The organism is bacterium (assembly GCA_023150945.1).
Taxonomy (GTDB): domain Bacteria; phylum Zhuqueibacterota; class Zhuqueibacteria; order Zhuqueibacterales; family Zhuqueibacteraceae; genus Coneutiohabitans.
Genome location: JAKLJX010000018.1, coordinates 56,164 through 72,745, shown reverse-complemented (window position 1 = coordinate 72,745; position 16,582 = coordinate 56,164). Strand labels below are relative to the sequence as shown.

Annotated in this window: 13 protein-coding genes; 4 read left to right on the top strand and 9 right to left on the bottom strand. The window is 59.5% G+C overall.

The window, feature by feature from the left end; all coding sequences use genetic code 11:
* Positions 1-87 precede the first annotated feature (87 nt).
* Positions 88-1,092, top strand: coding sequence for an NUDIX hydrolase (locus L6R21_20795; protein MCK6561644.1), 1,005 nt, complete (start codon positions 88-90; stop codon positions 1,090-1,092).
* A 120-nt stretch (positions 1,093-1,212) separates the two neighbouring features.
* Here L6R21_20795 and L6R21_20790 read toward each other — a convergent pair whose 3' ends face one another.
* The 7 genes from L6R21_20790 to L6R21_20760 form a co-directional block, all read right to left on the bottom strand.
* Positions 1,213-1,977, bottom strand: coding sequence for a class I SAM-dependent methyltransferase (locus L6R21_20790; GenBank protein ID MCK6561643.1), 765 nt, complete (start codon positions 1,975-1,977; stop codon positions 1,213-1,215).
* Between the two features lie 132 nt (positions 1,978-2,109).
* Positions 2,110-5,172 (bottom strand): BamA/TamA family outer membrane protein, encoded by a 3,063-nt coding sequence (locus tag L6R21_20785; protein MCK6561642.1) that lies wholly within the window; start codon positions 5,170-5,172, stop codon positions 2,110-2,112.
* A gap of 74 nt (positions 5,173-5,246) precedes the next feature.
* Positions 5,247-6,038, bottom strand: coding sequence for an esterase (locus tag L6R21_20780; GenBank protein MCK6561641.1), 792 nt, complete (start codon positions 6,036-6,038; stop codon positions 5,247-5,249).
* Positions 6,039-6,377: 339 nt separating this feature from the next.
* Positions 6,378-7,214: a phenylacetate-CoA oxygenase subunit PaaI gene (locus L6R21_20775; protein MCK6561640.1), complete on the bottom strand. Its 837-nt coding sequence runs from the start codon at positions 7,212-7,214 to the stop codon at positions 6,378-6,380.
* 85 nt (positions 7,215-7,299) lie between these two features.
* Positions 7,300-7,515, bottom strand: coding sequence for a phenylacetic acid degradation b (locus tag L6R21_20770; GenBank protein ID MCK6561639.1), 216 nt, complete (start codon positions 7,513-7,515; stop codon positions 7,300-7,302).
* 89 nt (positions 7,516-7,604) lie between these two features.
* On the bottom strand, positions 7,605-7,922 hold the full coding sequence (locus L6R21_20765; GenBank protein MCK6561638.1) for a metal-sulfur cluster assembly factor: 318 nt from the start codon (positions 7,920-7,922) through the stop codon (positions 7,605-7,607).
* Between the two features lie 25 nt (positions 7,923-7,947).
* On the bottom strand, positions 7,948-8,892 hold the full coding sequence (locus L6R21_20760) for a phenylacetate-CoA oxygenase subunit PaaI (protein MCK6561637.1): 945 nt from the start codon (positions 8,890-8,892) through the stop codon (positions 7,948-7,950).
* 624 nt (positions 8,893-9,516) lie between these two features.
* On the opposite strand from L6R21_20760, the gene L6R21_20755 reads away from it, so the two are divergent.
* From L6R21_20755 to L6R21_20745, 3 genes are all read left to right on the top strand, one after another.
* Complete coding sequence (locus L6R21_20755) at positions 9,517-10,716, top strand: cysteine desulfurase (GenBank protein MCK6561636.1); 1,200 nt, start codon at positions 9,517-9,519, stop codon at positions 10,714-10,716.
* Positions 10,717-10,777: 61 nt separating this feature from the next.
* The gene (gene mnmA, locus L6R21_20750; protein MCK6561635.1) at positions 10,778-11,974 is read left to right on the top strand and encodes a tRNA 2-thiouridine(34) synthase MnmA; all 1,197 of its coding nucleotides are present in this window, start codon (positions 10,778-10,780) and stop codon (positions 11,972-11,974) included.
* A 27-nt stretch (positions 11,975-12,001) separates the two neighbouring features.
* Entirely contained in the window at positions 12,002-12,445 is a 444-nt protein-coding gene (locus tag L6R21_20745; protein MCK6561634.1) for an SRPBCC domain-containing protein, read from the top strand.
* A 96-nt stretch (positions 12,446-12,541) separates the two neighbouring features.
* Here the strand turns inward: L6R21_20745 and L6R21_20740 are convergent, their stop codons facing one another.
* Positions 12,542-12,970: a hypothetical protein gene (locus tag L6R21_20740; protein MCK6561633.1), complete on the bottom strand. Its 429-nt coding sequence runs from the start codon at positions 12,968-12,970 to the stop codon at positions 12,542-12,544.
* A 186-nt stretch (positions 12,971-13,156) separates the two neighbouring features.
* Positions 13,157-16,240: a CHAT domain-containing protein gene (locus tag L6R21_20735; GenBank protein ID MCK6561632.1), complete on the bottom strand. Its 3,084-nt coding sequence runs from the start codon at positions 16,238-16,240 to the stop codon at positions 13,157-13,159.
* Positions 16,241-16,582 lie beyond the last annotated feature (342 nt).

The window sequence follows — 16,582 nt, the reverse complement described above, 5'->3', positions numbered from 1 at the left end:
TCTTGTTTGTGCACGTGAGATTTGCTACCTTTCGCCCCGCTGAGGTTGGCTTTCACAACCATGAGGCTGTTGAATCACTGGTGGGTTATGAAATACTGCCCGCAGTGCGCTGCGCCACTGCACCCCAAACTCCTCGAAGCCCGCGAATGCCTTGCCTGCGCCCAGTGCAATTGGATCTATTGGAACAATCCCGTTCCCGCTGCCGGTTGCTTGATCGAGGAAAGCGGAAAAATTCTGCTGATTCTCCGCAAGAATCCGCCGGAGGCCGGCAAGTGGAGCCTGCCGGTCGGCTTTCTGCATTACGGCGAGTCCGCCGAACAAGCCGCGGCGCGCGAAGTGGAGGAAGAAACCGGACTGAAAGTGAGGCCGGTGGCGTTGCTCGGCACTTACAGCGACGTCATCCACGAGTGGCGCAGCCATTTGGTGTTGATCTACCGCGGCCGCTTGCTTGGCGGCGAGCTGCGGCCCGGCGATGACGCGGCTGAAGTGCAGTGGTTTTCCGTCAACCGGCTGCCCGAATTGGCCTTCCCCTCCGGCCGCAGCGCGGTGGAACAATGGCTATACATTCGCAGCGGCCCGGCCAACGCGGTGCATTATTGCCCACGCTGCCGCGGCGCGCTGGAACGCAGACTGATCGGCAATCGCGAATACCCCGCCTGTCCCACCTGCCATTACGTGCATTTTCACAGCCCCATTCCCGTGGCCGAGACCGTGGTGACCGACAGCGGCGGCCGAGTGCTGTTGATCAAACGCAGGCTGCCGCCGGGTATCGGCGCTTGGGCTTTGCCGGGCGGTCACATCGATTTCAATGAAAGCGCGGAAGCCGCCGCCATTCGCGAAGTCAAAGAAGAAACCGGATTGGATATCAGATTGGCGGGTTTGCTCTGCACCATGGGCTTTCCCAGCCTGCTCAATCCCGAGCAATCGGTGCTGAAGGCCGTTTTCATTGGGGAAATTGTCGGAGGCGATCTCGCGGCCGGCGATGACGCAGAAGATGCGAGATTCTTTCATCGGCATGAGCTGCCGGAAAACCTGGCGACCGAGAGTGTGGGAATCGCGCTGCAGAAGTGGCAACTCGGGCTGAGCAGTTGAAGACTTCGCCGTCACCCTTTCAGCCATCGTGCGGTCCCTGCGGCTCCTGGCACGCCGGCAATTCACCAGTCGTCTCCGAGTTCTGACCCAGACCCTGGTGGGCCGCCGCAACGACTTCGGCTAACCCCTCCTGTTCATCTTCTCATTCCTGCAGACCGCAAGCAGGTCGATCGCGTTCTCGGCGATTTTTTCTTCCAGTACGGTAAATCTAGTCGCCTCCATGGCTCTGGCAGCCACTCTCTTGATTCTGCTGCTGCGCTTGAGAAGAAGACCGATCTTGCGATAAAGGGGCAAACGCTGAACAAGGCTCCGCAGCCAGTTGCGCGTCAAATAGCCGATACCCAGAACCTCATAATCGCCAAAATGGCGGGCCAGCAACGAGGTGAATTGCTCGTAATTCATCTCGCTAAAGTGAAAGGGATTGCCCTCGCCTGGCCGGGGAAAAGTCTTGACGTTCGGTGTCGTGATAAGAATTATGCCGCCATGCGTCACCGCCCGTTTCATACGTCGCACGAAGGCATCGGTGTCGCGCACATGTTCGATGACCTGAAAGGACACGGCCACGTCAAACTCGTCGTCGCTGTCAAGATTCGCGACTTCGGCCTGGCGAAATTCGAGGTTTGCGCCACCGAAGTGATTGCGGCAATAGGCAATGGCATCACCATCGTGGTCTATCCCCAGCACGTGCTTGGCCCGTTCAGCTAGAATCTTGCACCCGTATCCGGATCCGCATCCGATGTCCAGCACGTTTCTACCGTCAACAAATTGTCGAGCAAAGCGGTAGGCAAATTGATGGCGGGAGAAGACGAGGCTGACTTCACCTTCCGCCGTCGGAATCATTCGCTCACCGGTATCGGCCAGCCGTGTTTCCACTCGAGTGTTCATCAAGGCATGCTCCCGTTGTCCCGTCGCCTAATGCGGTGTCGCGCGCTTTACGGCAATTCCGAGCCCAAGAGATTGATTGCTTGTACCAGGCACCGCTCCGGCCGCACTTTCACCAACGCCTCCCTCCTGCCCTCAAAATCCCGTAGTGAAATTGAACTGCCAGAACCAGTCTTTGCGCGGCCGGTCAACGGGCTTGACGTAGTCAAGCTGCAGCACGAGATAACCGAGCAGATTCAGCCGCATGGTGGTGCCGTAGCTTCTCACAAAGTTGCGATCGCCTCCCAGAAACTCCGCCTTGTCGGCTTTGGTCCAGGCCACGCCGAGATCGTAGAACGCTGCGGTTTCCAGCGGCAGGAAACCATAGTAGCCCTCTCCCAGCCCCAGCACGCCCAACAGTGGAAAGCGCAATTCCAGATTGGCCAGCGCGATTTTCGATCCCACGAGTTGATCGAACACCGGGCAATCATTGCCCTCGCATTCTTCCTGGCTGAAAGAATTGCTGTCGTAACCGCGGATCAATCCGGGATAGCCGAGAAACAGCGGCGCCAGGCGTTCGGTCTCGCTGTCGCGGCCATAGCGGCCATAGTGAAACACCCGCGCTGCCAGCGTGAACGGCCGCAGCGGCATGAGATAGCGGCGGTAATCAATCAACACGTTGTTCAAACTGATGGTGCCCAGGATCGGCGAGGTTTCCAGCCGGTAGCTCTGCCCGATGATCGGGCTGGTGGCGCCAAAGACCGAGGTGTCATACACCAACGCCAGGCTGCTGCTGGCGAGATTCAACCCGCCGGGCGCCGGCAAATCATCCGTGCGGTCGATCAGCGTCTGACCGGTGGCAAGGGAATATGCGCGCGTGCGCTGCTGCAGATCAAACGAAATGTTTTGCAGGCCCAGCGAAAACTCCAGGCGCTGCGCGCGATTGAAGGGATAAGCCACGATCCCCGCGATTTCACGGTTCAATTGCCGGTAGCGCAATTCCTGTTCAAGGTAAACCGGCGTGCCGTTCAACGTGCCGGAACCGGCGGCATATTGGCTCGAAATGTAAGGCATCTGCTGAATGCTCGCGCCCCAATTCCAGCGCCGCGTGGCATTGAAGTAACCCAACTGCGCGGCCAGGTCTTTGAAGGAGCCGTCAATCTGCGCCTGCGTGACCAGAAACAAATTGTGATTGCCGAGCATGTCGGTCCAGAAGAATGAAATGCCGCCGCCGAGCTGCGCCCCGTAGCGATCATAGCCCGCGGCCAGATACGGCTGGCTGACATAAGCCAGCGACAAGCTCGAGCGATAGTCCACCAGACTGTCCGGCGTGCTCTTCGGCAAACCCATGCTGAAATTTCTCAAAGTGGAATCGAGCGCCGTGGAGACGCGCTGCAACGGCGGCAGCGCGGCAGCGACCGCAGCAACCGGCTCGGCAGCCACGCGGGTGCCGGCAAGCACTTCCGCCGAATCAATGGTGTAAATGTTGTAGGCGCCATTTTCATACGCGCTGAAGGCCACGCGATTCGTCTTGGCTGCCACCGAGAGCGCCGGGCTTGTGGCCGTGATGCCGCTGATGCCGGTGTACAAATCGGTGATTTGATAGAATTCGCCGGTCGCCAATTCCAGCCGATAAAGGTTGGTGATCCCGGTACGATCCGAGAGGAAGTAGAGATTTTGGCCGTCGGCCGACCATTGCGGGTTGAGATGTTTGCCCTGCGTGAAACCCGGCAGCGACGAAAGGCGGCCGGAGGCGACCTCGTATTGCACCAGGCGATACGGCCCGATCTTCAAAGTGCCGAGATCCGTCGTGAAGCGGTCACTGGCAAAGACGATGCGCGAGCCGTCCGGCGACCATGCCGGATGCAAATCAGAATAGAAGTCGCGCGTCACGCGGCGCAGGCTGTCGGTTTCGAGATTGAAGATGAACAAATCCGTCATGCCGTGCACCAGGGCCGAGAATGCAATCGCACTGCCGTCCGGCGACCAAGTGGGATTGAAGATTTCTCCGAGCTGGGGGAAGCGATACTCGCGCACGACTTTGTTGCGGCGCACCTCCAGAATCGTAAAGCCGGGCCGGCCGCGGGTGATCTGGCTGAACGCAATTCTCTCACTGGCAAAATCCCACGCGCCGGCGGAACTGATGAAGCCGATGCTCTCATAATGCGGATCGAGATCCGCGCTGACGAGATTGCGCCTGATCTTGCCGCTCTCCACCTCGGCAAGGAACAGATTGATCGAGAACAGATTCTTCTCGGAGAAAAAGAGCATGTGTCTGCCGTCCGGGCTCAACACCGGGCCGATGTTCAGCTCTCCGGCTTTCAGTTTTTTGCTGATCGTCTGCCTGCCGTACTGCGCCGGCGCCTTGGTGGTTTTCTGCAGCGGCTCGTAGGTTTCGCGCACGGCCTGGTGCCAATCCATCGAAAGCGTGTCCGGACTCACGCCCAGCACCTGGCGAATCGCGAATTGAATGTTGCCGGAGCGGCCCGCCTGTTTGAGAAGATCGCCGATGACACCATCACCCCAGCGCCCGGCAACATACGCCAGCAGCGCCTGGCCGTAGCGATAGGGAAAATACTGCGGGTTTTCGAGTTGGGAGATTTTGGGCAGTTTGCCGTTTCTGGCGGCCTCGCGCATCCACATGGCGGTGTGCGGATCCACCGAACCAATGGAGAGCAGTTCCGCCATTCCTTCCATGAACCACAGCGGCAACTGCAGCCCCGCCGGTGAGCGAAAGCCACCGCCGGTATTGACGCCGGTGATGTCGTATTGAAAGGCATGCACCAGCTCATGGCCGATGACGTGATCGGTTTCCGCGAGAGGACCGGCAAAGGGCAAGACAATCCGGCGCCGCAGCGCCTCAGTCACGCCGCCGGTGCCTTCGCCGACGCCGCCGCCAATCGTGTTGGTTTGTTGAAAGTGAGGATGGCTGGCGTAAAGGATCAACGGTTGCCGGCCGTTAAGCTCATGCTGCAGAATGAAAGCCAGCCGCGCGTACCAGCGTTCGGCCAGGCGCGCCGCCTGTTCCGCTGCTTCCTGTGCTTCCGGATAGAAATAAACATCGAAGTGTTCGGTTTGGAGAATTTGAAAATCGAAATTCTCGTATTGCACTTTGTTCTGGCCAAAATACTGCGCTCCCGCGGGCGGCGTGAAAAGGAAGAAGAGTGCCAGCCCGCCCAACAGCCAGCGGCGTAGTTGGAGAAGAATCCAGATCATCATGACCTCGCGTTCGCGTCTGTCTTCGCACAGCAGTCGTTTCCTCTGCCACGCAACGCGCGAGCCGTGCGCGCGCCTCAACCGGCTCTGCCGAAGAAGAATTCCAGTGGCCGCCACACGCGTCGCGCCCAGGAGGCCTCATCGTGGCGATCACCGACGCCGTAAAAATACTCCAAATCTTTGCCAAGCGCAAAACCTTTTGCCGCGAGCGTGGTGCGCATCTGGTGAAAGACCGCGGCATTGTCGCCCTCCACCCCCTCGCTGCCGTGATCGAGATAGAGCTTCACCCGCGGGCGTGGCGTGGGCAACGTGGCCAGATCCTTGAACACGCGCGCGCCCTGCCACATCCAGGAGGCTGAAAGACAGGCCGCCATGCCGAACACCTGCGGATGCCACCACGCCAGATAGAATGATATCAGCCCGCCGAGCGAGGAACCCAACAAACCGGTGGTGCGGCGGCCGGTGGCGGTGCGATACTGTTGGTCGATGAACGGTATCACCTCGCGCAGGAGAAACTGGGCGTAAGCGCGGCCGCGGATCGGCGTGTATTCCTCCTGCCGCGCCGGTGTGTTGTAAATGCCGACGATGAGAAAGGGGCGCACCCGCCGCTGCAGGATCAGGGATTCCGCGGTTGTGCCCAACTGCCAATCCACACCAATGTAGGCGGTGGCAGGATCGAACAGATTTTGCCCGTCGTGCGCATAAAGCACGGGATAACGTTTGAAGCGTTGTCGTTCGTAACCAGGCGGCAGCCACACGATCAAATCGCGCTGGTTGCCCAAGATTTTCGATTCAAATTGGGAGTGCAGCACCAGCCGGCTGGTTGGGAGAAGGGATTGCTTGCGCGCGGGAGCAAAGCTCAGTTTCATGCGAAATCAAAATTGAATGATCAGGCAAAGGGCGTTGCGGCGGGCAGATGGCCTGGAGGCGGGATGGCTGCGAAGATCATTCGCCGCGCCCGGAAATGCAGGCCGCGGCAGCGCCTCATTTTTGCAGGAACGCCGGAAGATCGTGAGTCGCTGCCTTCTCCTCCCATTTGATCCATTCAAAGGGCGTGCGGCAGGTCTGGCAGAAAAACTGCGAGTAGGCATGCGTCGTGCCGAAAGCCGCCTCCAACTGCGTTTGGAGGGAACCGCAAAACGGGCAACGCACCAGAGAACCGGCGGCCGACTCTTGCGCCGGTTGCTGTGAGGAAGCTGGCGACGCCATCATTCTCCCAATTTGAAAATATCGTTCTTGCTGCCTTTGAGATGATAGACGAGTTTCTCATCCGGCTGGGTGGCGCTGCTGCGCCGTGTCTGATAGTTCCAATTGCGGTATTCCAGGGCGACCGCCGGCTGCCAGTGCCGGCCTTTCGTGACCAGACCGAGAGCGAGGTTGTGTTCCTGTGCCAGCGGCCCGATCCAATCCAGAAACTGGTGCTGCAGATCTTCCCAGGGCATGTTGATGATGCGTTCCTGCGCCAGCGTCTCCATCATTTCGTGATCGGCAGGGCCAAGCCATTCCAGGGTTTTCGCCAGTACGCCGCGGCAGGATGCTTCCAGCGCGGCTTTGGTTTCGGCGTTGCGCGTCGCCAAAGTGCGAAACCAGCCCTGGGCATTGCGCAGATGATGTCTTTCCTCCTCCACCATTTTGTCGATGAAGTTGGCCACCGGCTCGAAGGCTGAGCGTTGCAGCGCGGTCAACAACACGGTGAGGGCGCCGTCCGTGAGCAGATTGACGGCCACAAAATCCGACCACTGCCGCAAAGGATGATCGAGCGAAGGCATGTTGGCGAACTGTGCGAGCGGCCGGCGTTCGATGAGCTGCTTGGGGTCTTCCTGAAACTGGGTGTTGAGACAGGCGTGAAACAGGCGCAGATGGCCGAATTCATCCTGCGACATGCTGCAGGCGGCGATGCAAGCTTCCAGGGCCGGCGTGCCGAAGGTCCATTCGCCATAATGAAAACCCAGCAGCATCTTGGTGTCCGACAGCGCGATCATCAGCGCGCGCAAATAGTCGCGGCTTTTGGGAGAAAGCTCAGCAGCGGATTTGAAGGTTGACACGCGATCCTCATAATGATGGCTTGCAGAAATGAGCAGAGCCAGGCGCAAAGCCTGATCAATCCAAACCGGCGGTGGGGGACGGCTTTCAATTTCCCCAAATCGGCTTGGTTTCGGGATTCAACACCGGGATGATTTGCGCGCGGCGCACGACGCACATTTCAACCCAGCTTTCTTCATCATAAGTGGTCCAGGCATAGACGCGGGCCAGTTCGTCGTTGGGCGCATTGACGCTGCCCACATGCAGCAATGCCTCTTCGTGATTCTTGCGCGCAAAAACTTCGTAGATTTGTTCAGTTGCCATGGGTCAAGCCCTTGCTCCCTTCGCTGCCCTCTTGTTCGATTAGACCATGTATGATTCTCGCCCCGCGCCGCAATCGGCGGACACCCAGCTCACACCGCGATGCCCATGCTCTGCAGCACTGCCCTGCCGCGCTCGCTCAAACGCGCCTTCGTCCACGGCGGATTCCAGACGACATGAACGCGCGTGCCGGAACATTGCGCCAGCGTATTGATTTTGGCGCAAATGTCGTCGATCATCATTGTCATCGCCGGACAGGCCATGGCCGTGAAGGTCATGTCGATATCGACCGCGCCGCCGTTCACGCGCACGTCGTAAATCAGCCCCATATCCACGACGCTGATCGGGAGTTCGGGGTCCATCACCTCCGCCAGCGCGCGCCAGACGGTTTGTTGGTTCAATGAATTCAATCGGAATTCGCGCCTGTCCCAGGGTTCAATTCCACTGCAGCCCACCAAAAGTACCGTGCTTGTTGCCCTGAATCATCTCGACGTAAGTGAGGTTCATCGGGCCGCGCTTTTTCCAGCGTTGAAAGACTTGTTGCCAGGTAATGGGTTGGTCGAACAGCCAGCGTTTGGCCGCGGGATCATATTCAACCGGGAACTCATAATCGATAATGTACTCCTGGCGGGCCTCATCGTAATGCGCCGGAACCTTGATGCCGATGCTCTCGCACAGCGGCACCGTGGCGCTCATCCACACCTGGCGAAGCTGATCGTTGGTCAGGCCCTTCAAGCGGTAATCGAGCTGGTCATTGTGCTTCTTGAGATGGTCCGGCAAACCGAACCACTCCAGCGTCACGGGAAACATCCAGTCCACGGCGCGCTGCAGAGCCTGGCGGGCTTCACCGCCGGCCTTCGCCAGGCGCTTCATCCAGCTTTCGCCGTGGCGCAAGTGCAGCACCTCTTCGCGGTCAACTTTGGTGAGCGCGCGCTGCCACGGGCCGTAGCTGCAGTTCTTGTGCACATCGGCGAGCAGGGTGATGCCGGCGCGATCGAAGAAGCCGTTGGCCACCACCATTTCCGCCCAGTTTTCCAGGGGTTGATCGAAGCCATAAGGATGCTTGAACTCATGTGGCTGGCGGCCATACATCAACCATTGTTTGGAAACGCCCAGGTCTTCGAGCAGGCGATAGGCGATATTGGCATGCCCCAGCTCATCCTGAATGATCGCATACACCGCCAAACGGCTGTTGATGGTCGGGGCATCCTTGGAGGCAAAGTAGTAGGCGGGCGCGCTGAGCAACTCGGTGTCACCCTGCACGGTCAGGATCACTTCGAGCGCGGCTTTGTAACCGGGCGTCATGTCATCTTCGGTCTCGACGATGAAGCCATTGGCAATCTTCTGGCGCAGCTCGGTGTCTTTCTCTGCGGGCAGCATGACTTTTCCTTTGGTTTGGTGGCGTGCTTGGGACCGGAGTCCACCCGCTCGACCAGCCACTTGGAAACTTGGACGGTCGCGGCCGGGTGAAACGATCGCTTCTGCCAAAATTGGGCGAGAAAGATAGAAAGAGAGAAGAGCATTGTCAAGTGGTGAGAAGAAAAGATTTTCGGGAGGCCGCCCTGCGATCCGGCGGGTGCGGGAGCGGGAACGCGAGGCTCGTCTGGCTCCGCTTCACTTGGGAAGGCAAATGTGCCGGTATGTGAACACACGCCCGGGCAGGCACAAACTTTGAGCTCTGTGGCAGAGGGATGCGGCGGAATAGTCGCATAGGGGTGGCGGCCATTCTCGCGATTACAGCGGCCATGCGGCTTGGCTGCGCCATAAAATAAAAAAGGCTATCAGCGAGCGCCGCCAGTACTACGCTGATAGCCGCACCGCTCAAGGCGACACCCAAAGGATGCGCCGAGCAGTTTTCATGAGCATTAACGCAGAAGCCCGCCGTTTTGTTCCCGGGGCAGAAAAAAATTTCTCAAGTTTGTGTCCATGGGAATCGGGAAAAGGCTTGATAATAAGGAAGGCTCGCCCTATATTTTTTTCGCAAAGAAGAGTGCCAAACGAATCATGAATCGAATCTATTTGGATTATAGCGCAACCACGCCCCTGGCCGCAGAGGTCCTGGCTGGAATGCAGCCCTATCTTACCGCCCATTTCGGCAACCCCTCGAGTATTCACAGTTTTGGCCGGGATGCCAAAGTGGCGATCGATGAGGCGCGGGAAAGAATTGCAGCGGGCCTGGGCGCCCAGCCCCAGGAAATCGTCTTCACCAGTGGTGGAACGGAATCCAACAATCTGGCCATTCTGGGAATCGTGCAAACCTGCGCGGCCCCACAACATATCGTGACCAGCCGCGTCGAACATCCCAGCGTGTTGATGGTGTTCCGTGAGTTGGAGCGGCGAGGTTGGAAAATCTCCTACCTCGAACCGGACGCCGAGGGCCGCATTACCACGGACACGGTGCGGCGCGCGCTGCGGCCGGAGACGGTGCTGCTTGCCATCATGCACGCGAACAACGAAATCGGAACGATCAACCCGATTCAAGAAATCGCCGAATTGGCGGCAGAACGACGGCTGGCATTTCATTCAGATGCCGTGCAAACCTTTGGCAAACTGCCGATCGATCTTCGCAACACGCCGGTGACGTTGTTGAGCATTTCCGCCCACAAGATCTATGGCCCGAAAGGCATCGGCGCGCTGTACCTTCGGCGCGGGGTGAGGCTGGCGCCGCTGCTCCTCGGCGGCAAGCAGGAGCGTGAACGCCGCGCCGGGACGGAAAATGTCGCCGCCATAGTTGGCTTCGGCAAGGCCACAGAGATGATGTTGGCCGTGCGCCAACAAGAGCAGCGACGGTTGCAGGCGCTGGCAGAGACTTTCTTGCAAAGGCTGCAAACAATCTATCCCAAGGCCGTGCGCAACAGCCCTGCGCACGACCGGCTGCCCGGCATCCTGAACATATCATTTCCAGGAATGGACAGCCTGGCGATGGTCATGAGCCTGGATCTGCAGGGCATCGCCGTGAGCAACGGCTCCGCCTGCAGCTCCGGCAGCGTAGAGCCCAGCCACGTGTTGCGCGCGCTGAAGCTGAGTCCGGAGCGCGTGAACTCGGCGATTCGATTCAGCCTGGGGCGAATGACGACCGAAGCAGAGCTTGACCGCACGCTGGAAGCATTGCAGCAAATTCTGCAGCGCCGCCTGCGCGAGCGTCCGCTTCATCGTCCAGAGGCCGCGCGGCCCAGCGGGAGCGATCCGACAATGCCATCATGAGGCGACTGTCTCCCATCACAGTTCACGCTTACTTCAACAAAAAACGACCAAACGCAGTCACATGGTGAAGACACAAATCGATCTTCATGCCAAGGCCGCCATTGCGCCGGGCAACGGCGCCACCGTCGTTGTTGCGATGAGTGGCGGCGTCGATAGCTCGGTTGCGGCCGCGCTCTTGCACGAGCATGGCTATCGCGTGATCGGCATTACCCTGAATCTGTGGGACTATCACGCCAGCGGCGGCAACGTCAATCTCGAGAGCGGTTGCTGTTCGATTGACACGATGGCTGATGCGCGCGCGGTATGTCACAAGCTGGGCGTGCCGCATTACGTGCTGGATCTAAAAGAAGTGTTTCAGCGCAGCGTGCAGCAGAACTTCATCTCCGAATACTTCTCCGGGCGGACACCCAATCCCTGCGTGCGCTGCAATACCTACGTCAAGTGGGGCGCGCTGCTGCAGCAGGCTGAAGCCATCGGCGCTGACCTGCTCGCCACTGGCCACTATGCCCGCATCACCTACAACTCCTCCACCAACAGATGGGAGTTGCGGCGCGCGGTGGATCAAAACAAGGACCAAAGCTACGCGCTGTGGGGCGTGCGCCAAAACGCGCTCAGCCGGACCATTTTTCCGCTGGGCGAACTCGCCAAGCCGGAAGTCAGAAGCATCGCGCACAGCCTGGGTTTGAAAACGGCCCGGAAGAAGGAGAGCCAGGAAATCTGCTTCATTCCTGACAATGATTACCGCCGCTTTCTGCGCGAAAGTGTGCCTGCAGAAGGCAGGCAGGCGAGCACGGGCATGTTCCGCGATGCCGCTGGCAATCCCCTCGGCACACACGAGGGCGTGCCGTTCTACACGATCGGCCAGCGCAAAGGCCTGGGTTTGGCATTGGGACGGCCGGTGTTCGTGAGCCGGATCGATACACAAACCAACGCAATCACGATCAGTGATGAGGAAGATTTGCTGCAGGATGAATTCACCGTCACCTCTGTGAACTGGATCGCTGAGTTTTGCCCGCCCGACGGTCGCGAGGTGGCATGCAAGATCCGCTACCGCGATCCCGGCGCGGCAGCGCTGCTGTCAGATGCGGCCGAGCATGCCGTGCGAGTCCGGTTTGTCTCGCCGCAGCGCGCGATCACGCCCGGACAGTCTGCCGTGTTCTATGATGGCGATATTGTCATCGGCGGCGGTGTGATCGATACCGTCGCCCGTGTGGGACATTCCACGCCACCGTTCCATGCGCAGGCAAACGAACCTTGAACTTGCACCGCACGGACTTGCCCTCCAATGAGCTTTCAAGACGATCCCTCTCTTATTTGCTGGCGGCTGCATCTGCGATCGCCGATCGCCAAAGTCTATCAAGCGTTGTCCACCGACGTTGGGCGGGCGACTTTTTGGGCGGAGTCTGCCGTGGAACAGGCCGGGGTCATTCACTTCGTATTCCCCAACAACATCCGGTGGGACGCTCGCGTTTTGGAAGCCATTCCCTGTTCGCGCTACTCGGTGCATTATTACGGAGGTTCAATCGCCACTTTCACCTTGGCAGAAGATGGCCAGGGCGGCACCGATTTGACTTTGACCGATACTGGCGTGCGCGTTGAGGATCGGGTGGAGGTAATCGCAGGCTGGGTTTCCGTCCTGATGGCTTTGAAAGCTGCCGTGGATTTTGGGGTGGATTTACGAGCCCACAATCGCCACCGGCATTGGGACACTGGTTATGTTGAGAACTGAAGCTCGCAAGTGAGCGTGGGTTGAGTGCACGCGGCTCTGGCAGAACAGAAATGCCCCGGAATTCCGGGGCATTTCCATTGCAAGCCGGCTCGTTGATCACCGTGATTCAGATTGCACCTCGCGGATGAGCACCTTGAGTTCATTGCGATCGATACCGATGTGATTACCGCGAATCGTTCGATTGAATTTCCAGGCGAAAACATAGCCGATGAGAAAGCCCGCAACCGCGCCGCCCGCCAGCGACCAAATGATCAGCTTCAGCCAGTTCACCTCGGCTTGATTCGCCAGGACCAACCATCCCACCAGCACAAAGAAAAACGTGAGCATCGGCGTGCTCAAAGTGAATGCCTGGCCGACGCCGCTGGCATCCAGGCAATAGGGCGGGCACGGCCAACGATTTTGCAGGAAATGAATGACATAATTGATGAAGTTCAGCTTGCGCTGCTCTTCCGCCTGCGCGCCGGCCGGCTTGGATTGGATGCGAATCCAATAGCCGATGTGTTCTTCCTTCTTTCCCTGATTCATACTGGCTCCCCTGAATTGAGTTATTGGGATTGAGGTTTAGACAGCAACACCTATTTGCCCATCTCTACTCCTCGCCCGGCGGGAGACCTCGTCGCAAGATTCAGCTCAAACCTGCCGCAGTGGTGACGCCCGGCGCCGAGGCCTCCGGCCAAAGCGAGGTTGCAGTTATGCCGGCTGCCGCGCAGCTCAATCCGCGCGGCCGGTTAAGACAAAGGCGGCCCAAAAGTACGGCAAAGCATAGCCGGCTTCTTTTTCCAATTTGCGAATGGTTTCGATCTGGGCGGCCTGCAGCGCCCGCGCCGGCGTCACGCCTCGCGCCAGCGGGCGGTAAAATCGCGGCATCAATTCATACGTGCTTTGATCATCAACCTGCCACAGCGTGGTCAGCAGCCGTTGCGTGCCAGCGCACAGAAATGCCTGCGTCAATCCCATCATGCCTTCGCCGCTGAGGTGCCGCCCCAGTGCCGTGTTGCAGGCGGAAAGCACCACCAACTTGAGGCCAGCACCGTCGAGGTTGAGCACCTCAGCCGCGCGCAGGACGTGGAGCGTGTCGTCATCAGAAATGGGGAGACGGCGGTCGCGGCGGAATGCCCGCGCGATTTCCCCGCCCGCATTGCGGCGCGCGGCGACGAGGCTGCGGTGGCGTTCATCCAGCAGCAGATAGGATTGCAGCGGCTGGCTGTCATCCACGTCGGCATGCACCGCAAGATGCGCAATTCCGCGAAAGCCGTGGAGGCGCGTGGCCAGCGCAGGCCGCGTCCAACGTTCGCTGATTTGGGAATGGGCGTTTGGGAAGAAGCGCGCAACCGTGTCGACTTCCTGCGCCGCAAAGGGAATGGTGCGCGAGCGCAACGCGAGCGCCAGCAGCGAATCCGTCGCCTGCAAGGCAAACGGCTGAGTACGCTGCAAAATGAGCTGCAGGGCGGTGAAACTCGGCGCATAGGCGAGGGCATGCTTCTCAATCAGGAAACGGCCCTCCTGCCCTTCCGCCAGCGCGGCAAAGGGCAGATAGTACAGCACATCATCAGGAATGAAGTAAACCGTGCGCGCCTGCGTGAGGCGGCCGGCGACGGGTGCAACAAGCTGGCGGTACAAAGCCTCGCCTGCCCGCCGTGTCTCCTGCCAGAGAGAGTGCGGATCCCGCTGCCTGCGCTGGCGAAAATCCCTCAGATCTTCCACGCCAAGAATGCAACGGAATCGTTGCACTGCTTCGCGCAACGCGGTTTGATCCAGCGGCAGATATTCGATGTCATAACTGGTCCGGTCCAGCGCTGCGATGATCAAGTGGCGGCGCATCACGCGATAAGCCACCACCACCGTCGAATCATCGAGCAACTGCTGCAGTGCAGCGGGATTTGGTTGCAAAATGACGAGCGCGGAATCGCGCGGCGCAGTGGTGACGCCGGCGGGCATGCTGGTCTGCACCTGCTGCCGGCGCAGCAAATCAACGATGTTGCGAGCACGCGCTTTTTCCATGAACGCCAGCGCCATACCGCGATCTTGCGCCACCGTCAACGCAAAGAAAATCGCGGAGTCGAAAACCTCCTGAACCGTGCTGAAGTAGCTCATGTTGAAATCCATGCGGCCGACAGTGTCACGGATCTTTTCGAGCGCCGTGCTGGCCTGGCTGTAATGATTCTGCGCCGCCTCGACTTCCTGCAGACCTTCGTATGCCCGTGCCAGCCCGAGGTGGCATTTCCACACCAAATCGCGCTGCTGTCCGGCCTCGCTACGGGCGAGTTCTTGTTCGAAAAGCTGCCGGGCTTGGCCATATTCACGCATGGCAAGCGCAGCCTGGCCCAGGCCCAGCCGCGCGCGTGACAATTCGCGATCACCACGCGGGGATTCCCAAAGTCCTTCCGCCTCGGCAAACGCTTGCTTGGCCTCCGCGGCTCTCTCTTGCTGCAGGGCAATCTCACCGTGATTGTTGCACAGCTCCATCTTCACCTCGGCTGCCTTCCTCTCCGCCAGCAGGCTCAGTCCGCGCTCTTGCGCGGCGCGGGCGCGTTTGAAATCCCGCTGGCCCAGATGAATCAAGCCGATCAAGCCGTGGGTTCTGGCCACCTCATAGACGTGGTCTTGCGCCTGATACATGCGCAACGCCGAATCGGCCAGCGCGAGCGCGCGTTGCCATTCACCCAGTTCCACAAGAATGTCAGCCTGGTGCAGCAGCAAGGGCGGCAAATCCACGCGATGATTCAATTGCCGCACGCGCACGATGCTGGAATCGAGATGCGCCAGCGCCTGGTCATAATCCGCGAGCAGGTGATACACGCGGGCAGCCGAGGCATGGGTGATGCCCTCCAGCGCGCGGAAGTTGATCTCCCGCGAGAACTGCAGCAGGCGATGCAGCAGCGCGATGGCCTCGGGAAATTTACTGCGCTCGATGGCCTGCAGAACACGAATATCCAGCAGTCGCGCCAGCGCATAAGGATTGCCGAGCTGTTGCGCGCGTGCGGCCGCGAGATTGAAGCAGGCGTTGGCGGAATCCGCTGCCTGGCGGGCGTCATAGATCTCCGCCAGCAGCATGGCCGCCTGAAGTTCGCCGTCGCGATAGCCGATGGCGCGGCTCAGCGCAAGCCATTGGTGCGCAATCGCCAGCGCCTGGTCGTCATCATGAATGACGCGAAAATAGTAAGTGCAGAGCCACCACAGGTTGTCTGCCGCCTGTTTGTGATCATCGAGGCGCTGGAAACGGGTGTGGGCGTAATTCAGGCACTGGAGATTGAACGGAACGTTGGTGGAATCCAGGCGGATGCCGCGCATGAACACGGCTTGCGCCGCCACCCAGGCGTGCAACGCCGTGGGGCGGGAAAGCTGCAAAGACGTCAGCCGCGCGTAGCGCTGCTGGAAAAAGCTGTCGCTTTGAACCTCTGCCAGATCCTGGGCGAGAGTGCGGGCAACGGCTGCCAACAAACGTGCGGAATCCGGCTGCTGATTGAACGTGAGAAACAGGCTGCGTTCGAGGAAGTTGTGAAAGATGACGCCGGCATGATAGGGATATTGCTGCACGACCTGGCGGATGGAATCGACCCGGCCCTGCGCGCCGTATGCCGCCAGGCGCCGCTGCAAATCGAGTTGGTAGAAATCGAAGGGGGTCTTGCTGAGCAAGGCAACAACGCCCTCGCGCTGCAAGGGGAAAGGAGAAGCAGCGGTGTGATAGAAAGCATGCGACAGCCAAATCACCGCCGCCGCCGCCAACGGCAGCCGCGGCGAGCGGCGCCAACGTCGCCGGATGTTGCTGAGCAAAGATGCGGTAGCGAGATTCACAGCCCGGTTCCTGCGGAGTTCACTTCCCGCGAGCGGCGCCGGCGGCTGGCGACCACAATTTGCGACGGCCGCACCGGCATGCCGCACTTGTTGCGACTGCACAGCCATTTCGTGAATTCAAGTGGCAGTAGCTGGAGTGTTATGGCCATCAGGCGCTCGCAGTCAGAACAAAATTCCGAAAAATTCTTAACCACAAAGTACATCTCTGAACCGCCAAGACGCGGGGAGCGCGGAGTTTGAAAATCAAGGGAGTCCTTCTCCGCGGTCTCCGCGTCTCGGCGGTGAGCTTTTGAGGTGAATGGCACGGGAGTGTGCCCAAATCTTCACAAGATCCCTACCGAA